Source organism: Neobacillus sp. C211 (assembly GCF_051842875.1).
Lineage (GTDB): Bacteria > Bacillota > Bacilli > Bacillales > Cytobacillaceae > Neobacillus.
The window spans coordinates 152,673-173,318 of the sequence record NZ_JBPXRO010000008.1; the positions used below are offsets into that span (position 1 = coordinate 152,673).

The window sequence follows — 20,646 nt, forward strand, 5'->3', positions numbered from 1 at the left end:
TGGTTTTTGTTTACTTGAAACTGCCACCTAAAATTGCGTTGTTTTTATGTTTTTCTTTTTCAAATGGGTGATCAGAAAAACGAACTTAATAGGCAGATAACCAAGAATTCCACCAGCCGTATTTAAAATTAAGTCGTCCACATCAAAGCTGCCAAATTCAAATACGAGCTGCAACAGTTCGAACGTTAGACTTAAGCTAAAGGTAGAAAAGGTGACAGCGCTGATTTTTTGAAACTTTTTTGCCAGCAATGGTAAGATAAATCCGAACGGCATAAAACCGATGACATTCCCTGCTAAGTTCTCAATTCGAATACTTAGATTGATATCTGCTAAAAACAGATAAAATTTAATGGTTTTAAAGGGGACGAAATTATTCGACCGCCAGTGGTATTCATCATAGGTAAAGTTAAAATGATTAATAATCTCGGTTAACGGGATATATTTAAACAAAATTAATTTTGAAAGAATCGCTAAATATAAACAAAGAATTAGGAAAAGGGTAATTTTAAAAATAATTTTCATTATCACTGCTCCATTTTTACATATCTAAATAACCATACCATATTTTCAAAATTACGTGGGAGCAAAACTCAAATTGGAGGAATTTAGAATGGCTGAACATATTTTTCATTTAAAGGCGAACTGGCCGGGATTACGGAATGATGTTGGAGAGATTGAGACAGGGAATTTAATAACAAAGGTCTCCATCCCACCAGGAATGGATGGGCCGGGTGTCGGCACTAATCCAGATGAGATGCTGCTTGGGGCTGCCGCGACGTGCTATATTATCACACTTGCAGCGATGATGGAACGTAGCCATTTGCAGAAGGAGACTCTAATGATGGAGTCTGAAGGAATTGTGGATGTCACCAATGGGGTTTTTACATATAAAAAAATTATCCACCGACCACATGTAGTCTTGAAACCAGGTGCAACCGAAAAAGAAGTGGCGATGGCTAAGAGACTCGCAAAAAAAGCGGAGACTTCTTGCATGATCAGTCGCGCCATTCAGGGAAATGTTGAAATAGAGCTTCAGGCAACGGTTGAAGTGGCAGTTGGGTGAAAATCAGAGGAGTTTAGAGTGTCTTAAAGACAGTTGAAGGTTTTCCATGAGGTATTTGTCCTTATGATCTTCTCATAAGGACAGGTTGGGCTCTGGCTTGATGATTTTTGTCCTTATGAACCTCCCATATGGACAGGTTTGGGCTCAGGCTTGATGATTTCCGGTGTTAAAGGCGTATGTTCTCTGAAATCACATCTGCTTATTTTTTAAAGATTTTTGAAAAAAAGCCCTTGCTCTTTTTAACTTCCTGCAGCGGGGCAGGTACCTTCTTGGTTATATAGATATCTTCCTTATCAATTGCATGATCCATAGCTAACACCAAGCCGATTTCCGTGTCGTGCTCTTTATTGGTCACAATAGTATGTTCAATCTTATATTTTGTGGCCAGCTTTACATATTTGGAAAGGGCCTCGTAGTTCATGTTTCCATTTAAGAAAAGATGGGACTGGGGCTTTTTCTTCATATGCTGCTCCACTTGGGGATATACTGTTGATTCTCCTACTTGGCTTTTCGTAAGAGCCAACACAATCCGCTCTCTCAAAGTTCCTAAGAATTTCCGCCGCTCATCTGGTTTTGTTTCAAGTGGTCCATAGATACCTTGCTGTAAGACCTCGTCAACGGTTGTCTTTTTCAACTCAATCAACTCCATATAAAGGCTATTATTATCTATGATAATACCCTAAAAAACGTTCCGTTCCAAAAAGTGCTGGAGAAGTAAGTTTGTGGGCTGAAGGAATTAGTTATTCGAGAGTAATCTTGCCTTATCTGAGGGTAAACTCATTCCATACGACAGTAAACTCACCTTATCCGCCAGTAACCCATCCCATAGGACAGTAATCCCACCTTATCCGCCAGTAAACCACTAATTTATTTATATACCCACCATCAAAAAATCCCTCCCTCCAATAGGAGAGAAGGATTCGCGCCCTGCTGATACCTAGTTTTTTCCTGTAAATTGTTCTGCCTCAGTCGAACCTTTTAATGCGGTTGTTGATGATGTTCCACCGGTAATGACCATAGATACTTGGTCAAAGTAACCTGTACCAACCTCACGCTGGTGACGTGTGGCTGTGTAGCCGTATTGCTCGCTGTCGAATTCCGCTTGCTGCAATTCGGAGTAAGCTGCCATGCCGCGCTCTTTATAGCCGCGAGCAAGTTCGAACATGCCATGGTTTAGGGCGTGGAAGCCAGCAAGAGTAACGAATTGGAACTTGTAGCCCATTTTTCCAAGTTCGACTTGGAATTTCGCAATTGTTTCTTGATCCAATTTCTTTTTCCAGTTGAAAGATGGCGAACAGTTGTATGCGAGCAACTTGCCTGGGAATTGCTCATGGATCGCTTCTGCAAATTGTCTTGCTTCCTCGAGATTCGGTTCAGAGGTTTCACACCAAACAAGATCTGCATAGGGTGCATATGCTAGACCGCGAGCAATCGCCTGGTCAATCCCCGCCTTAACACGATAGAATCCTTCTCCAGTACGTTCACCAGTAATAAAAGGTGCATCATTCATATCGATATCACTTGTAATTAAATCAGCCGCGTTGGCATCGGTGCGAGCAACTAGTAACGTAGGAACACCCATAACGTCAGCAGCTAAACGAGCGGCAATCAAGTTGCGAACCGCCGTTTGGGTTGGCAGCAATACTTTACCCCCTAAATGGCCACACTTTTTCTCGGAAGAAAGCTGATCTTCAAAGTGGACACCTGAAGCACCGGCTTCAATCATGCCTTTCATTAGTTCGAAACAGTTTAATTGGCCGCCAAAACCGGCTTCAGCATCAGCGATAATTGGAGCAAACCAATCAATTGAGTTGTCGCCCTCTGAATGGGTAATCTGGTCTGCACGTTGAAGCGCTTGATTAATCCTTTTGACAACACTTGGTACACTATTTGCTGGGTATAAGCTTTGGTCAGGGTACATATGTCCGGACAGATTCGCATCAGCTGCTACCTGCCAGCCGCTTAAGTAGATCGCTTTTAACCCTGCTTTAACTTGCTGGACTGCTTGATTTCCTGTTAATGCACCAAGGGCATTTACATAGTCTTCCTCATTTAATAGCTTCCAAAGCTTTTCAGACCCTTTTCGAGCCAACGTATGCTCAATATCAATGGATCCGCGTAGCTTGATAACATCCTCGGCAGTGTATGGTCTTGTAATCCCTTTCCAACGGCTATCCATTTCCCAGCTTTCTTGTAATTGTGCTACTCTTGAATTTGTCATTTTTATATTCCTCCTATTAATCTATTAAGTATTTTTTTATTTAAAAAATCTAGATAAGCTCATATCCCGGCAGGGTTAAAAATTCAGCAAAATCATCATTTAAGATCAAACGGTCAAACAGTTCAACGGCTTCATCGAATCGGCCGCCTGCAAATGCCTGCGCCCCAATTTCCTGTTTAATTTTTTCTAATTCCTCCACCTTATATTGCTCATACATTTCCACAGTGATTTTCCGTCCGTCGTTCAGCATCCCTTTAGGGTGACGAATCCACTGCCACAGCTGGGCGCGTGAAATTTCTGCAGTTGCAGCGTCCTCCATCAAGTTGTGAATAGGGGCGGCTCCATTGCCTTTTAGCCAGGAAGCCACATATTGAATCCCAACATTTATGTTCAAACGAACGCCCTCTTCTGTAATCGTTCCACCTGGTGATTCAAGCAAATCTTGGGCAGTCACACTGATTTTCTGTTGCTTAAGTGTATGAATTTGGTTTGCAATCGGCATTTCACGGTTGAAAACTTCCAGGGCTACCGGAACAAGACCTGGGTGTGCCACCCATGTTCCATCATGACCATCACGGGCTTCACGCTCTTTATCGGCACGAACCTTTGCAAAAGCCTCCTCATTTGCAGCCGGATTATTTCGAATTGGAATTTGGGCTGCCATTCCTCCGATTGCCGGTGCCTTGCGGCGGTGACAGGTTTGAATCGTTAGTAACGAATACGAACGCATGAATGGTACTGTCATCGTTACCTGAGATCGATCCGGTAAAATGACATCCTTGTGGTTACGCAGCTTTTTTAAGTAACTGAAGATATAATCCCATCTTCCACAATTCAATCCTGCAGAGTGTTCCTTTAGCTCAAATAAAATCTCATTCATTTCAAATGCGCCCATGATGGTTTCTAGTAAGACAGTCGCTTTAATGGTTCCATTCGGAATCCCAAGCTTCTCTTGCGCAAATACAAATACATCATTCCAAAGCCTTGCCTCCAGGTGACTTTCCAGCTTCGGCAGATAAAAATATGGACCTGTTCCCCTCTCAAGTAACTGGTTCACATTATGGAAAAAGTACATCCCAAAGTCGAAGAAACTTCCTGAAATAGACTTGCCATCTAGTAAAATATGTTTTTCTTCTAAATGCAGGCCGCGTGGTCTAACAAACAAAACAGCTGTTTTTTCATGTAGTTCATATTTTTTACCGTTAGGATTTTCAAAGGAAATCGTCCGATTTACTGCATCTCTTAAGTTGATTTGTCCTTCGATGATGTTTTCCCATGTCGGTGAAGTGGCGTCTTCACAATCAGCCATAAAAACCTTTGCACCAGAGTTTAAAGCGTTGATGACCATTTTTCGATCGGTCGGGCCTGTAATTTCTACCCTGCGATCTTGCAGGTCATCCGGCAGCGGAGCAATGGTCCAATTATCATTCCGAATATGTTTTGTCTCAGGAAGGAAGTCTGGCAATTTCCCATCATTAATTTCAGCTTGCCGTTTTTGCCTGTACTGTAACAGTTCAATTCTTCTTTCGCCAAATTTTCGTTCTAGCTCTTCAATAAAATTTAATGCCTCTGGTGTTAAAATCTCATTGTACTGGGCTTTTATTGCCCCAACCACTTCAATACCTGTCGTTTGCGTCGACATGAACTACATCACCTCTTTGTTATAATACAGTAACTATCTACGTTTTGTATTATATAACACTGATTTTAAAAATGGAACTACTTTTCAGAAAATTTTATAAAAATAGGTAAAAACTCCCTGTCCTCTGATTTTTCAAAAGGAAAAGTCCATAAAAAAAAGGACGTCATCGACATCCTTTTTTGTAGTCATTATTGGCCCGTTTCGTTAAGAAGCGTTTCATATAATCTAATAAAATCATCTTCCCGATTATCACTAGTTAAGAACTCCGAACTTACAATGGTTTTTAATAGTTTCCTCTTCAAAGAAGCATTTTCCACTTCCTTCAAAATCCATTTTCGTTTTGAAGATAGAAAGTCGAGGTAGCCCTCGTAAGAATCATCAAACTGCTCCTCGAGCTGCCCCCGAATTTTGCTTGCGAGGGTTGGACTCGCACCTCCTGTTGAAACGGCAATGCTCAACAGGCCACGTTGAACATGGGCTGGGACGTGGAAATTGGAGCGATCTGGATCGTCTGCAATCGTTACAAGCTGATGGGGTGCTGCTGAACTTCTAATCAACTGATTTATTTCTCGAATATTCGTCGCAGCAAAAATCATGAATGCATCCTTTATGTCGCTCGCAAAAAAAGACTTTTGCTTCCACACAATTTTCCCCTCACGATGAAGCCTTTGGATTTCATCCGTTACATCCGGGCTGACGATTACGATTTCTGCACCCGTACCAAGCAGTCCCGTCACCTTTCGTTCGGCAACTTTCCCGCCCCCAACAATGACAACTGTTTTACCATCTAACCTTAGGTTTACAGGATAGCCTGAATTCATCCTCTACACTTCCTCGACAGGACGGACCGCTAAATATTCAACCAAGGCTTCTTTCGTTGCGCTGGCAGGCATTCCATGCGACGTAAAGCCGGCTTTTCCAACCGCAGCTGCTGTTTGTTTTCCCATGCTAACCACATGCAACCCTTGCAACAGTTCAACCGCATTCAAGTCACATTCACATAACGCTTGTACAAACGATTCAACGGACGCACTACTTGGGAATACCATGGTATTCACGTCAGCCTCATCTAACATTCTTTTAAAAAGAGGCATGAACTGGTGATCTATTTCTTTTCTGCTAGTCACCATGATGTCTGCCTGATCATACTCTTTTTTCAAGATGCTATCTTCCCCAACAATGAGCAAGGCTCCGGTCTTATGCAATTCATCAGCATGTGCAGCAATAAATCCACGATTATTTAATGCTTTGATTGATTTAATTGAAGCGCCAAAGAAATCGGCACGGATTTTTCGAATATCCATTCCACTTTCCATCACCGCTGTGAAAAATTCATCTACACTTTCAGGTGAAGTAAAAAATATTTTTTCATAGGAAGTTACTTTTGTCAGATCAACAGGCTGTGCCGTCTTTTTCCATTTTGGAAATTCAATCACATCGGCGCCTTGATCCATTAATTCCTTTGCTAATTCACTTTGACCCTCACTCGTCCGGGCAAGCAGTATTTGCCGTCCATACAGCGGCATTTTCTCGAACCAGCTGATTTTTTCACGCAGAGAAATGACACTCCCTACTAAAATAATCGATGGGTTGCTAAACTTTGCCTCCAAGACCTTCTCGGAAATATCAGCAAGTGTCCCTTGCAATGTTTTTTGGCGGCCAAATGTACCCCATTGAATCAAAATAACCGGGGTCGACGCTGGTTTGCCATAGTTAAGGAGATTTTCGCAAATAAACGGTAAATTGCCGACTCCCATGTAAAAGGCAATAGTATCAACACCACGAGCCAGTCCTTCCCAATCAAGTACTGGTTTGCCCTCTTGCGATTTGTCATGGGCAGTAACGACTGCAAATGACTCTGCATACTCTCGGTGGGTAACAGGAATTCCTGCATAAAGGGGGGCTGCAATCCCCGATGAAATGCCAGGAACGATTTCAAATGGAATTTGATATTCGGCCAGGGATGACGCTTCTTCGCCAACTCTGCCAAACACGCCTGGGTCTCCGCCTTTTAAACGGACAACCCGCTTGCCTTCAAGAGCCTTCTCAACCAAAAGCTCGTTGATATTCCCTTGGCGTAAAATATGGCGGTTCGGTAATTTTCCGCAATAAATCAGTTCACAATCCGCTGGAGCAAACTCTAAAAGTTTGGGATTGGCAAGCCGGTCATATAAAATCACTTCGGCTTGCTTTATAGCCTCCAGTCCTTTTACGGTGATTAAACGAACATCTCCGGGTCCTGCTCCTACTAAAAATACTTTCCCATTTATCATTCTGCAGCCATCCTTCCCATTTCGCTCTTATCTGACAATAAAAACGATATCGTCCTCTAATTCAACCTTAAATGTCCGTACTTGACCTACATCCGGTGACTGTACTTTACCATCTTTTAAGGATATTTTCCAATCATAAACGGGGCAATATACATACTCGCTACTGACAAGGCCTTCTGAAAGGACGCCTCCTTTTGGATGGGGACTGCGGTTTTCAATCGCATAAACCTCTCCGCTTGTTAATTTAAATAGGGCAATTTCTTTATTATCGATTTTAATCGTATACCCAGATCGAACTCTTAAATTAGAATAGTTTGCCACTGGAATTCTTGTTATTGTTTGAAGCATATTGAATCACTCCCCAGCCTTAATTATGTTAAATCGTTATTATTAAGATAAGTAAGGTTTTCTTTATAATAAAATTGTAAATGCTAGCGTCGATAAAATTTATGAAGTACGTCACTATCCAAACAATATATGTGAACATTTTCACATAATTGTCATAGTATATTTGGGCAACAAAAAATAGCACACAAAAAATGCATGCTACCTAACTCTAAACCACCTTTTTTTCAGTTTTCCTTATTTTAAAAAGTTTTACCATTGAATGAATCATCGGAACAAGCACACCAATTACTACAACAGGGGCAAGTTCCCATAATACCAAGGGTGGAGTGATGAGAATACCTGTTTTATGGATTGCAAACAAGGCAAGAAAATATGCTAGGCTGCCTGCCAGACCAGCTAACCGGGAGTTTTTTCTAAACAATAAATAGCATAAAGGAATGAATAAAAGCGTTATCGGTACATAAGAGGTTGGATAACCAACTGCAGCAAAAATAGCTTTGCCTACAAACCTTAACAGGATATAAAGTGCCGTCGCCATCACAGGTATGGAATAACTGCGGCAATATCGGATGATTAGAATTGTTAGGAGAGCGACCATTAGGATTGAATAGATAGGATAGACCCATTCCGGAATGCCGCCAAAAATCTGTGAGGCAGGATCTGAGATTAGATCAAGGATTTGCTTTGAGGCAATCGATTTTCCATGAATGTATTGATCATATGAAATGGCCCCATTTTCCTGTTGCATATTCGGAAACATCAAGCATTCAAGGAGATACATGGCAAACCAAGTATGAATTGACCACCATGACGGTTGAATATCTCTCGTATATTGAAGGTAACCGCGCCAGACCCCAAAAATCATAATTGCTGTACCAATATAATAAATAAAATGGGTTGGACTCCATGTGGTTAAATCAATTCCATACGCAATATGATAGGTGAAATCTAGTGGGATCCCAATTAGGAATATAACGTAGCCTATTGTAATCAGGTTTCTAGAAAATCGGTCCAGATAATGTAAACGCCGCCACTCTTGAATTAACAAATATGCGCCTAAAGCAAAACCGATGGTATTAACAATATGGGGAATGGAGTATTCCTCAAATAAATATTTAAAATGATAAGAAGCATCCCATGCTGAACCAATAAATTTTAATAGAAAGGCAAGTACCCATAAACGATAATATTTCAACGATATCATCTCCTCTCTAGCGCTTATCCAAGTAAATCAAATATATCCCCAAAGATGGCAATAAGAATATAATTCACAGCTAACGCAATCGCAAACGTAATTCCAGCCCCTCGAACATTTTTCTGTCGAAATAATTTATACATAAACGTAAGTCCTGCTGTGACAACAAAAATATTACAGATTAAAAATGTCCAAAGTAAATTTTCACTATGTTGGACTGATGTGACGTGAAATAGATATAATGGAATCAATTTTACAATCCCCCACTTTTAGTTCCTTACTGCCTTTTCTCTATATTATCATTATTTTTAATATAGGTAACTTTTTAAATTACATAAAATCCTTTCATTGGTTGAATTAGGTAATGTATTTTATCGAAAGTAGGTTTTCTATATAAGGAGGAAATTTCAACCTGAAAAAACTTTTTTAGTCTACGCCCCCGAATAAAGTGACTTACATTATTATTCTTTACAAAAAAACCTCTTTCCACGTGTGGAAAGAGGTTTTTCTTTTATATTAGTACATTTCTGAAGTTGTTTTTGCCTGCATATGAAGCAGCAAGTAGTCAGGACCGCCTGCTTTGGAGTCGGTTCCGGACATATTGAAGCCGCCAAATGGCTGATAACCAACGATGGCTCCAGTACATGAACGGTTAAAGTACAGGTTTCCAACATGGAAGTCTTCACGAGCTTGTTCCATGTGGGCACGGTTTGTAGTAATAACTGCGCCAGTTAAGCCGTATTCTGTGTTGTTCGCAATTTCAAGCGCCTCATCGAAGTTCTTTGCCTTTGTGAAACCAACAACAGGGCCGAAAATTTCTTCCTGCATAATACGTGCTTTTGGAGCAAGATCCCCAATAACCGTTGGTTTAATGAAATAACCTTTAGAATTATCTCCTTCGCCGCCAGCCATTAACTTGCCTTCTTGTTTGCCGATTTCAATGTATTCCATGATTTTTTTGAACGCATTATTGTCGTTAACAGGACCCATGAACGTAGCTTGTTCAGTTGGATCTCCAACCGTTAACTCATTAGTTAATTCAACGACACGATTCAATACTTGATCGTAAACACTTTCTACGATTACCGCACGTGAACACGCAGAACATTTTTGACCTGAGAAGCCAAACGCACCTGCAACAATTGATTGAGCAGCAAGCTCTAGATCTGCTTCACTATCAACCACAATGGTATCTTTACCGCCCATTTCAGCAATCAAACGTTTCATCCATACTTGTCCTGGGTTCACTTTCGAAGAACGCTCGAAAATTCGAAGTCCAACATCACGGGAACCAGTAAAGCTGATAAAGCGAGTATCTTTATGGTCCACTAAATAGTCGCCCACTTCAGCACCGCTTCCTGGTACGAAGTTAAGAACACCTTTAGGCAGGCCTGCTTCTTCCATGACTTCAACAAACTTCGCTGCAATCACAGGAGTAGTTGAAGCGGGTTTTAATAGAACCGGGTTACCAGAAACAATAGCTGCTACTGTAGTTCCTGCCATGATCGCAAATGGGAAATTCCATGGCGAGATAATAACACCAACACCAAGGGGAATATATGAATAACGATTAAATTCATTTGGACGGCTTTGAACGGGTACACCATCTTTAAGTGCTAGCATTTGGCGTGCATAGTATTCAAGGAAATCAATTCCTTCAGCGGTATCTGCATCCGCTTCTCTCCATGGTTTACCTGCTTCTTTCGTCATTAGAGCAGAAAACTCATGCTTGCGGCGGCGAATAATGGCTGCAGCTTTAAATAAAACATCCGCGCGGACTTCAGGTTTGACCTTTTTCCAAGTTTTAAATGCTTCGACTGCTGCTTGCATTGCTTTTTCAGCTAGGTCTTGGCTAGCTTTTGAAACACGGCCAATTACTTCTTCCTTATTGGAAGGATTATAAGAAACAATTTTATCTTCTGTTGCAATTCTTTCTCCATCAATAACTAAGTCGTAATCCTGACCTAAGTAACCTTCAACTGTTTTTAACGCCTTTAGATAGGCCTGACGGTTCTCTTCAATCGTAAAATCTGTAAATGGTTCGTGCTTGTAAGGTTGTACCATTTGTTAAACCCTCCTATGTATTAAAAACGTTTACACTCCACTGTTCATTCTAACATGTTTCATTTAAAGGCCGCAATAATTGTCGGGTCCCACAAAAAAAGACCCAGCATTAGCCAGATCTTATTGATAAATATAGACAAAAGGTTCTTCTTCATTAGCCTTTCGGACAATCAGTGCTTCAGGACCATCCACAGATGTAACACTTACCGAGACAGACAAATACTTAGGAAAATGTTCCATGACAAGGCCGGTTACATACTGCGTAAAACCTATTCCTTCTGTTTTTCCATAGAATTGAATTGGAATGTTAATATTTAAATCCTGCAGTTGGTCTCCAATGTAAAAGGCTCTGCCAATCACACCATTATAGTTAGGAAAATACTCCTCCACATCCTGCTTAAAATTTAAAAACGCAGTGACATCATCACGATGTTCTTCCTGTGCATCTGCGGAAGGGAAAAGAAAGTACTTTTCATTTACATTTTCCCAGCTATTTAAAGTTGTACTGCCATTGTCGACAGTGGAATAGGTAATGAAGTTACCAGGAACGACGGAAGACTTGCTTGCTTGCTCAAACAAGGCAATCGTAATTGGAACGTCCTTTAAAGACTTTATGCTCCTCATACGCTTTATCACTTCTGCAGCTATTTTCTTCCCTTCACTGATCACTTCTGAATGCGGGACTTTTTCCTCAAGGGTATCGCCGTCTGATGTCTGTTTATAGTAGTAAACTGAATTTAAGGCAAGGCCAATCGTAACACCTCCGAGTGTTACATTCCCCTTTTCATTTTTTATTAAGTAGTCGTGTTCTAAAATATGAGCTAAATAGATTGGCGAACTCGGTTCACCCTTGCTTCCAGTATCCACAGGATTTAGCCCAATATTATCAGCATCTTTTAGTGTTGGATCTACTTTTTTCTTTTCCTTGAACTGCTCTTTCGTGTATTTACGGTTTAACCAAAGTCTTATTGTCTCTTCTTTGATTTCCTGTCCTTCACGAAATAAATATTTTTCTGTATCAAAAGAATTTTGGGCAATTCTCATTAAGCCCATTTCAAATTCGTTTAAGTCATATCTTGTATTGATATTATTGACAACCAATCCGCGTGCTTCCCCTGGTTCAAATGGCAAAATTGTCCGGTAATAGCTGTCCGAAATATTATACTTTGGAATAATTGCCTTCCCTTTCACTTTCTCCTTCGTTTGCACAACCTCATTTTGCTTCTCAAAGTTTGGTGCACAGGCACTCAGCAAAAAGACAAGGGAGAGAGCGAGCAATGAGATCTTTCTCACGTCGATACACCTCTTATTTATTTAATTCAACTAGGAGTTTCTCCTCGTCCCACACTTCAATTCCTAGTTCTTGTGCCTTGGTTAGTTTTGAACCCGCCTCAACACCTGCAATGACAAGGTGTGTTTTTTTGCTGACACTTCCAGCCACATTCCCGCCCAGCGCTTCGATTTTATCCTTTGCTTCATTCCTGGATAAACGTTCCAACTTCCCTGTAAGAACAACGGTCTTTCCTGCAAAAATGGAATCGGAATTTTCTGCAGAAACTGGTCTGGAACCCTTATATTCCATATTAACACCAGCAATAACTAATTCGTTGATTAACTCCACAGCCTCTTCTTTTTCAAAATAGGCGACGATAGAATCCGCCATTTTATCACCAATTTCATTAACCGCGATTAAATCTTCCTTGGTGGCCGCTGCGAGTTTGTCCATCGTACCAAATTGTTGGGCTAACGTCTTTGCTGCTTTGGCACCAACATGACGGATCCCTAGTCCAAATAAAAGCTTTTCAAGTGAATTATCTTTCGATATCTCAATGGCTTTAATAAGATTAGTAGCTGATTTCTCACCCATTCTTTCAAGGGTTAGAAGCTGTTCACGAGTAAGCTTATAAATATCGGCAACATCGGCAATTAATTTTTCAGCAAAAAGCTGGCTGATCACCTTTTCCCCAAGACCCTCGATGTTCATCGCGACCCTTGAAACAAAATGAATTAAGCCTTCCCGAAGCTGTGCAGGACATTTAGGGTTAATACAACGTAAAGCCACTTCACCTTCAAAACGCACGAGCTCACTTTCACACTCGGGACAATGAGTCGGCATGTGGAATTCCACTTCTTCCCCTGTCCGCTGGTCAGCCAAAACATTGACCACCTCTGGAATAATATCCCCTGCCTTTTTGATAACGACTTTGTCACCAAGCTTGATATCCTTTTCCCGGATTAAATCCTCATTATGCAAGGATGCACGCTGTACAGTTGTTCCTGCTACTTTGACTGGCTCAAGAATGGCCGTGGGGGTAATCACACCTGTTCTACCAACACTTAACTCAATATCTAAAAGAGTTGTGACCACTTCTTCTGCAGGGAACTTGTAAGCAATGGCCCAGCGCGGACTTTTTGCTGTCGTTCCGAGTGCTGCCTGGTGGGCATAGGAATCTACTTTAATGACAATTCCATCAATCTCATAGGGAAGGTGCGGGCGCTTTTCGACCCAGCTATTGACATATTCGATCACTTCGTCAACCGATGCACACTTGTTCCGCTCATGATTTGTTTTAAAGCCGAGTCGATCCAAGTAATCAAGGCCTTCACTATGTGACTCTATCCCACTGCTTTCACTGATATTTCCAATTCCATATAAAAAGACATCCAGCCTTCTAGAAGCAGCTATTTTCGGATCAAGCTGTCTTAGCGATCCTGCTGCTGCATTTCTAGGGTTCGCAAATAGCTCCTCGCCGCGTTCTTCCCTTGTTTGATTCAAGGCCTCAAACGAGCGCTTGGGCATATAAGCTTCGCCGCGAACCTCCAAGGAAACATTTTCGCGGAGACGGAGCGGGACGGATTTGATGGTTTTTATATTAGCGGTAATATCTTCACCAATGGTCCCATCTCCACGGGTAGCGCCTTGTGCAAATAGACCATCCTCATATCGTAACGATACAGCCAGGCCGTCAATTTTCAACTCGCATACATAAGAAATATCGTCCCCGACAGCTTGACGGATGCGACGGTCAAAATCCCTTAAATCTTGCTCGTTAAAAGCATTGCCAAGACTAAGCATCGGTGTACGATGCACTACCTTTTCAAACAGATCGAGCACGGTGCTGCCAACCCTCACTGACGGCGAATCTGCTGTTTTTAATTGCGGAAATTTCTCCTCAAGTTCCAACAGTTCATGCATTAATTTGTCATATTCAGCATCTGGTACAGATGGTTTGTCTAAAACATAGTATTCATAGCCATAGTGATTTAATAGGCTGCTTATTTCATTGATTCTCTTTTCTGCATTTTGAAGGTCCATAAATCCAGTCCTTTCACCCGAAAACTTTCATGAGTAACTGGCCAGCCACTCATGAAAATTTTCGTTAATCTATCATTTACGCTTTATTAATCGGAGCAAATTTAGCTAACAGGCGTTTGATTCCAACCGGACTTGGAAAGGCAATATCTAACTCCGTTCCTTCCCCTTGGCCTTTTACACTTACAACGGTTCCGATCCCCCATTTACCATGTTGGGCTTTATCGCCAACCTTCCAGCCAGCCTCATCCCCAGAAGGAGCTGAAACTGGGCGCATGACTGGTTTTCTGGCTGCAGCCGGTGTACCAAATGACGTTTTCGGCGTTCCGAACGATGTGCTGCGTCCTGAGCCAAATGATTTTCCAGTCGATCCAAATGGTGAATTCACTTTTTTCTCCGCTGGTTCGACTCCTTCGATCAGGTCTTCAGGGATTTCTTTTATAAAGCGAGAAGGTGGATTCATATTGGTTCTCCCAAACAATGTTCTCATTTGGGCGTTTGACAGGAACAGTGTTTGCTCCGCTCTAGTAATTCCTACATAGGCTAGACGGCGCTCTTCTTCCATTTCTACTTCTTCCATCAAAGATCGGCTATGAGGGAATACACCTTCTTCCATACCAATCAAGAAGACAACCGGGAATTCCAGCCCTTTAGCTGAGTGCAAGGTCATGAGCGTAATTGAATCTGCCTTTTCACCATCGTCATCAAGCGAATCAATATCAGCTACCAGGGCCAAATCAGTTAAAAAGGCAACAAGACTCCTATCTTCACTTGAATCTTCAAAGCTTTTCGTCACAGATAATAATTCCTCAAGGTTCTCAAGACGGCTTTGAGCTTCCAGCGATTTTTCCGCTTTGAGCATTTCACGGTACCCAGATTTTTCCAATATTTCTTCAACTAGTTCTGTAACAGACAGAAACTCTTGCATATTGGTATAATTTCCGATTAAATCGCGGAATTCTCTAGCTGCTTTGGTGATTTTCGGACTCAAGCCCAATAGTTCCACTGACTCAAGAGCTTGGAAAAGGGATAAATCATGCATGTCGGCAAAATCGGCGATTTTATCGACGGAGCTTGACCCAATTCCTCGCTTCGGAACATTGATGACACGGCGTAAGCTAATATCATCATCAGGATTGGAGATTAGGCGTAAATAAGCTAACATATCCTTAATTTCTTTCCTGTCATAGAACTTTGTTCCGCCGACGATTGAGTATTCGATATTCGATTTTAGAAGTACTTCCTCCATGACACGGGATTGAGCGTTCGTGCGATAAAGGATGGCAATGTCGGTTAATTTGTTCTGATGATTACGGGTTAATTCTTTAATTTTTCCAGCAACGAATTGTGCTTCCCCCTGCTCACTATCCGCACGGTAATAAACAAGTTTGTTGCCTTCAGGGTTTTCGGTCCATAGGTTCTTCGCTTTACGGTTTAGATTGTTTTGGATGACCTTATTGGCAGCTAGAAGAATCCTTTTTGTTGAACGGTAGTTTTGCTCTAGCAAAATAACGGTTGCGTTCGGATAGTCTTTTTCAAACGAAAGGATATTTGCGATATCCGCTCCGCGCCATCGATAAATGGATTGGTCAGAATCCCCTACCACGCATAAATTCTTGAAACGACTTGCAAGTAACTTTACTAACAGATACTGTGCTTTGTTCGTATCCTGATACTCATCGACATGAATATATTGAAATTTGCGCTGATAATATCCGAGGACATCAGGAACCCGTCTAAATAATTGAATCGTCAGCATAATGAGATCATCAAAGTCCAGTGCTTGATTCTTTCGTAATCGCTTCTGGTATTCTTCGTAGACATTACCTACGACGTCTTCAAAATAGCCTCCACCTGTTTTCTTATATTCGTCAGGTTCGATTAACTCATTTTTCGCTGAGCTGATGGCTCCTAATATAGCACGTGGATCAAATTTCTTCGGATCAATATTTTTTTCCTTAAGAATTCCTTTGACCACGGATAGCTGATCAGTTGAATCAAGAATCGTAAAATTACGATTAAAGCCGATTCGGTCAATATCTCTGCGTAAAATCCTTACACACATCGAGTGAAAGGTGGAAATCCAAATTTCTTCGGCAGCCCCGCCCATCATTTTTCCGATCCGATCTCTCATCTCTCGTGCGGCTTTATTTGTAAACGTAATCGCTAAAATATTATAAGGATTTACTCTTTTTTCTACGATCAAATAGCCAATTCGATGTGTCAGAACTCTTGTCTTACCACTTCCGGCACCAGCCATTAGTAACAGCGGTCCATCGGTTGCCTTAACGGCACTTTGCTGCTCCGGATTCAGTCCGTTTAATAGCTTATCAGTTAAATATTGCATTTAATATCCACCACCATTACAAACATTTGTTCTTATTTTTATCTTAACTCTATTTTTCTACTTTAGCAATGATCGGTCAATCTTTACTGTTTCCAAGGCAAGGTCAAAATTTTCATAAATGGCGTTTCCGACCACAATGACATCTGCATGCTTGGCCATTTCTGCGGCATGTTCAATGGTTGTTATTCCTCCGCCATAAAAAAGGATTGTATTTTCAAGCGACTTTTTTACGTTCGCAACCAGTTCAACATCACCATATTTACCGCTATATTCTACATAAAAAATCGGCAGCTGAAACATTTTTTCAGCCATTACCGCGTAAGCAATTACCTCTTCATTGGTTATGTTTGTTTTCGCATTTGTCAGTTTCGCAGCTTTGCAGTCCTCGTTTAAAATGCAATAGCCTTCCATGATAATTTCTTCCCAATCCATGATTTCACCAAATTCCTTAACCGCTTGGTGGTGAAGTCCCGTAATCCATTTGGTATCGCTGCTATTTAAAATGGTTGGAATAAAATAAAGGTCGAATCCTGGTGTAACCGTCTCAATCGTTGATACTTCAAGGACACATGGGACCGAAAACCTACGAATTCTTGCCATCAAATCGAGGACTTTTTCTAATGTAATCCCATCTGACCCACCTACGATAATGGCATCGGTTCCTGATTCACAGATTTTTTCTAAACGGTCTTCCGCTATTTCTTTATTTGGGTCGAGTTTAAACACATGCCGCCACTCGCGAAAATCATACATCAAAAAGATCCTCCCATATCATTAATTCCATTTCACCATTATAGCACTAGCCGATTCGATAAAAAAAGAAAACACTAAATCTAAATATAGAAATCATAACCAATTTTAAAGGTGAAAAAGAAAAACCGAAGAGCAATTTCTCCGGTTTGTTTATTCTTGTTCAGTTGCAGTCTTTTCGCCCTTAACTCGTTCAAGGACCATTTCATACGTATCGTTTCCATAGTTCAAGCAGCGTTTCACCCGTGAAATGGTGGCTGTGCTCGCTCCGGTTTCCGTTTCAATTTTGTGATACGTATTCCCTTCGCGTAGCATTCTTGCTACATCCAGACGCTGTGCTAATGATTGAATTTCATTAATTGTGCATAAATCGTCAAAAAAGCGATAGCACTCTTCAAGATCATTTAAGGAAAGAACGGCTTGAAACAATTGATCAAGCTCCTTACCCCGTAATTTATTAATTTGCATATTGTTTACCCCTTTAAAATGTCTATTTAGTTTACATCAAACGTGGCAATATTCTGAAGACCAGGTTTGGTTGGTACAACATTGACCCATGTTTTTCCTTGGACGAGTGGAACCTCTTCACCATTTTTGACTGGAACAATTTCACCGTTATTATTCATCCACTCCACTTGGTTGACCTTACCCTTTTGAAGCAAATAGGCTTTTCCGCCAGACTTAAAATCGATATCTCGGCGCCCATAGGAATCGATAAACTGATGCTCAGCTTCGATAATAAAAATATTATCCAACAAAACAGGCTCTTTTGTATCTAAATCAATGGTTTGCTCGTTGCCTGAAAAACGAATATATTTACCGATCGTATCGTCAAATTTAAAGACTGAATTGGAAATTCCACTCTTAGAATAAGTAATCTTTACAGATTTAGCATCCTTACCCGTAATATTTTTACTTTCTTCTTTTGTGAAAAATTTAAATGGTGCTGGACTTTTTTCCATTGAGTATTTCTTCTGCTTAGCACCTTTTAAAATGTTTTCATACGTAATATAGGAGTTATGGGGTGCTTTTCGGGTTTTAGAGCGTTTAAATAGTGTACCATCATAGACCATCCCATTTAAATTATCAATATAGTTACCATTTAGGAGTTTCTTTGCTTCCGGGCTATAGCCATGGGCAATATAAAGAGCATTAAGTCCTTTTGCCAAGTATATATAATAGTCCCTTGCACTCCTTACCGGACCAATATTTGTCGGCTTTTCACTTTGAAATACTGCCAAGAAGCGAGTGATATCACCCTCTGCTAGAATTTCATAGACGATATCTGCCTTGTTCAGGCCCGATTGGGGTCTTGCTTTTGGGTGATTATTAATCATTACAGCTACCGCTCTTCCATCTGTGCTGGTTTCAGAGCCAATCCCTGTTAATGGATAAGAATACGGGTCAACTTGTTTCTCTTCTGGTTTATTCTCTGTTTGAGTTACAGGTTTTTCCTTCTTTACTGTTTCCATAACCTTTTCCTTATCACTACACCCAGAAAGTAGTAACAAGAAAGCCATCACGAAAACAACCCATTTTTTCATTTTCATGAACACACCCCTATTTACTTTCAATAAAGAAAAACACTTTCACGCTTTAAAACTTTACTCACTTACAGTTTAACGCATTATTGACGGAAAGAGTACTGTTTTATTCATTACATCGTACATTCCCTGTGGGGTAATCCGAATGTAAGGCAAATGTGTTGCAGAAAAGAAGGCAAGACTGTATATAGGATCTGAAAATGAATAGCCTCGTTCTCTTAACTCGGTAAGCAGCCTTTTTTCATGACTGATTAATTCTTCGATTGGAAGGTTTGACATGATTCCACCTAAAGTTAATGGTAACTCGCACACGACCTGATTGTCCTCAACCATCACAATGCCGCCGCCTAATTCTTTCATTCTAGTAAAAGCGTGGAGCATATCTTGTTTATTTTTTCCTATTAAAATAATATCTCCGGTATTTGAATACGAACTGGCCAACGCTGATAATGTAGTCGCAAATCCCTTTAATAACGTATTAATTCGCCATTTCCCATTGCGGTCAATCAATGTAAAAAAGCATTCATCATGATGTGATGGCAGTTCATCTCCTGAAGCATCAATAGAAATGGAATATGGCTTGGTGATGACGGCATTTTCCATCTTGATCCCAAACGGCATGGAAAACTGCATATCATCTACTGACAAATCCCAATCCAACTCCATCGGCTTTAGTCCATATTCGTTCCAAGTAATTGGCGGGTAGGCATCGGCCACTCGCTGTCCATCCCGTTTGACCCATTTTCCTTTCGCTAAAACGGAAACAGGTGTTGGATTTTCAATACTGGATAAGAAGTTTATATTGGCTACCCTGCCAGTGGCAATATTACCATGGAGATGGTCAATATTGTAATAGCGGGCAATGTTTACTGTTGCCATGTTATAGGCATCAATAACCGGAACACCTTTTTCAATGGCAATGCGAATCATTGCATCAGTGACTCCTTGCTCGTAAAAGGTTGAGGATGAGCCATCAGTATTAAATATTAATCTATCATATGCCTCTATGCCTAGTCGCTTCATATCATCCAATATGTTCGGAAGATCAGGTCGAATCGATGAATACCTTAAAGACACCATATACCCTTGCATTAATCGGTTATATACTTCTTCACCTGTCATCGCTTCATGGTCAGAGTCCGCACCAAGCAGCATCATTTTTGCCAATGTTTTTTCCGAAGCTCCTGGAAAGTGGCCTTCAATTTGCTTGCGCATCCGTTTTGCTTCTTGAATCCAATGGAGCATCATATCATCGCCATCAAGCAGTTTGGGCCATCCTGTCAATTCCCCGCCCTGAAGAACTGCATCGTGCTCAAGCCATGATTTAACATTACTATGTGAAAAAATTTCTTCTTCATGCAGAATTTCTGTTTGTGAATCAAAACGGCTCCACCAAAACATCGTTGTTGGAATAGAACGAAGATCCTTTAATAATGTAAACGCTTCCCCTTTTTCCAAATGTAAAACAAGGGCCATATTGTCATTAATTAATGTCGTTGTCCCGAACTGGGATGCATACGCAGCCAGTGTTTGGGGATTATATAATTGAAACGGATGGGCATGTGGTTCAATGTATCCCGGAACAAGAATCTCATTGGTGCAATCAATGATTTCACAGTTATCAAGATGTGTTGGCAAGTTCTCACCCACATAAACAATCCGATCTTCACAAATCCAAATATTTGCTCTTAACCACTTTTGAAACGTCTGATTTAAATACAAGGCGTTTTTCAATAAAATGGTTGGAGACGTTTTTCCATCCAAAACGGATACATGCATGCGTAAGTGTTTATTTTTCCAGCGGTAGCGTTGCTCTAGCATACGTCTTCCCTCCCCTTTTTTAAAAAAACTATCTATACAATAATAAGTTGATTTAACAGTAAAGA

Annotated in this window: 18 protein-coding genes; 1 reads left to right on the forward strand and 17 read right to left on the reverse strand. The window is 40.8% G+C overall.

Annotated elements, in window-relative coordinates; all coding sequences use genetic code 11:
* Nucleotides 1–27: 27 nt before the first annotated feature.
* Entirely contained in the window at nucleotides 28–522 is a 495-nt protein-coding gene (locus tag ACSU6B_RS10085; protein ID WP_410884853.1) for a VanZ family protein, read from the reverse strand.
* A gap of 88 nt (nucleotides 523–610) precedes the next feature.
* On the opposite strand from ACSU6B_RS10085, the gene ACSU6B_RS10090 reads away from it, so the two are divergent.
* Nucleotides 611–1,063 (forward strand): OsmC family protein, encoded by a 453-nt coding sequence (locus ACSU6B_RS10090; RefSeq protein ID WP_410884855.1) that lies wholly within the window; start codon nucleotides 611–613, stop codon nucleotides 1,061–1,063.
* A gap of 199 nt (nucleotides 1,064–1,262) precedes the next feature.
* Here the strand turns inward: ACSU6B_RS10090 and ACSU6B_RS10095 are convergent, their stop codons facing one another.
* The 16 genes from ACSU6B_RS10095 to ACSU6B_RS10170 all read right to left on the reverse strand — a co-directional run bounded on the left by ACSU6B_RS10095 (nucleotide 1,263) and on the right by ACSU6B_RS10170 (nucleotide 20,581).
* Nucleotides 1,263–1,697 (reverse strand): YueI family protein, encoded by a 435-nt coding sequence (locus ACSU6B_RS10095; RefSeq protein WP_410884857.1) that lies wholly within the window; start codon nucleotides 1,695–1,697, stop codon nucleotides 1,263–1,265.
* Between the two features lie 303 nt (nucleotides 1,698–2,000).
* Nucleotides 2,001–3,284 (reverse strand): isocitrate lyase, encoded by a 1,284-nt coding sequence (gene aceA, locus ACSU6B_RS10100; RefSeq protein ID WP_410884859.1) that lies wholly within the window; start codon nucleotides 3,282–3,284, stop codon nucleotides 2,001–2,003.
* A gap of 49 nt (nucleotides 3,285–3,333) precedes the next feature.
* Entirely contained in the window at nucleotides 3,334–4,926 is a 1,593-nt protein-coding gene (gene aceB / locus ACSU6B_RS10105; protein WP_410884861.1) for a malate synthase A, read from the reverse strand.
* 188 nt (nucleotides 4,927–5,114) lie between these two features.
* Complete coding sequence (locus tag ACSU6B_RS10110) at nucleotides 5,115–5,747, reverse strand: NAD(P)-binding protein (protein ID WP_410884863.1); 633 nt, start codon at nucleotides 5,745–5,747, stop codon at nucleotides 5,115–5,117.
* A 3-nt stretch (nucleotides 5,748–5,750) separates the two neighbouring features.
* The gene (gene cobA / locus ACSU6B_RS10115) at nucleotides 5,751–7,199 is read right to left on the reverse strand and encodes a uroporphyrinogen-III C-methyltransferase (protein ID WP_410884865.1); all 1,449 of its coding nucleotides are present in this window, start codon (nucleotides 7,197–7,199) and stop codon (nucleotides 5,751–5,753) included.
* Nucleotides 7,200–7,226: 27 nt separating this feature from the next.
* Nucleotides 7,227–7,547, reverse strand: coding sequence for a nitrite reductase small subunit NirD (gene nirD, locus ACSU6B_RS10120; protein ID WP_410884866.1), 321 nt, complete (start codon nucleotides 7,545–7,547; stop codon nucleotides 7,227–7,229).
* A gap of 208 nt (nucleotides 7,548–7,755) precedes the next feature.
* Nucleotides 7,756–8,742: a hypothetical protein gene (locus ACSU6B_RS10125; RefSeq protein ID WP_410884868.1), complete on the reverse strand. Its 987-nt coding sequence runs from the start codon at nucleotides 8,740–8,742 to the stop codon at nucleotides 7,756–7,758.
* Between the two features lie 23 nt (nucleotides 8,743–8,765).
* On the reverse strand, nucleotides 8,766–8,993 hold the full coding sequence (locus ACSU6B_RS10130; RefSeq protein ID WP_214998049.1) for a hypothetical protein: 228 nt from the start codon (nucleotides 8,991–8,993) through the stop codon (nucleotides 8,766–8,768).
* Between the two features lie 265 nt (nucleotides 8,994–9,258).
* Nucleotides 9,259–10,806 carry an L-glutamate gamma-semialdehyde dehydrogenase gene (gene pruA, locus ACSU6B_RS10135; RefSeq protein ID WP_410884870.1) on the reverse strand — a complete coding sequence of 516 codons (1,548 nt, stop codon included), beginning with the start codon at nucleotides 10,804–10,806 and terminating at the stop codon, nucleotides 9,259–9,261.
* Between the two features lie 120 nt (nucleotides 10,807–10,926).
* Nucleotides 10,927–12,099, reverse strand: a complete 1,173-nt coding sequence (locus tag ACSU6B_RS10140; protein WP_410884872.1) for a CamS family sex pheromone protein — start codon at nucleotides 12,097–12,099, stop codon at nucleotides 10,927–10,929.
* A gap of 13 nt (nucleotides 12,100–12,112) precedes the next feature.
* Entirely contained in the window at nucleotides 12,113–14,122 is a 2,010-nt protein-coding gene (ligA, locus tag ACSU6B_RS10145) for an NAD-dependent DNA ligase LigA (RefSeq protein ID WP_410884874.1), read from the reverse strand.
* Nucleotides 14,123–14,198: 76 nt separating this feature from the next.
* Nucleotides 14,199–16,466, reverse strand: a complete 2,268-nt coding sequence (gene pcrA, locus ACSU6B_RS10150; RefSeq protein WP_410884876.1) for a DNA helicase PcrA — start codon at nucleotides 16,464–16,466, stop codon at nucleotides 14,199–14,201.
* Nucleotides 16,467–16,523: 57 nt separating this feature from the next.
* Nucleotides 16,524–17,219 carry a heptaprenylglyceryl phosphate synthase gene (locus tag ACSU6B_RS10155; RefSeq protein WP_410884878.1) on the reverse strand — a complete coding sequence of 232 codons (696 nt, stop codon included), beginning with the start codon at nucleotides 17,217–17,219 and terminating at the stop codon, nucleotides 16,524–16,526.
* Between the two features lie 150 nt (nucleotides 17,220–17,369).
* On the reverse strand, nucleotides 17,370–17,684 hold the full coding sequence (locus ACSU6B_RS10160) for a YerC/YecD family TrpR-related protein (protein WP_214998043.1): 315 nt from the start codon (nucleotides 17,682–17,684) through the stop codon (nucleotides 17,370–17,372).
* A 26-nt stretch (nucleotides 17,685–17,710) separates the two neighbouring features.
* Nucleotides 17,711–18,760 (reverse strand): DUF3048 domain-containing protein, encoded by a 1,050-nt coding sequence (locus tag ACSU6B_RS10165; protein WP_439276868.1) that lies wholly within the window; start codon nucleotides 18,758–18,760, stop codon nucleotides 17,711–17,713.
* 75 nt (nucleotides 18,761–18,835) lie between these two features.
* Entirely contained in the window at nucleotides 18,836–20,581 is a 1,746-nt protein-coding gene (locus ACSU6B_RS10170) for an adenine deaminase C-terminal domain-containing protein (protein WP_410884882.1), read from the reverse strand.
* Nucleotides 20,582–20,646: the final 65 nt, after the last annotated feature.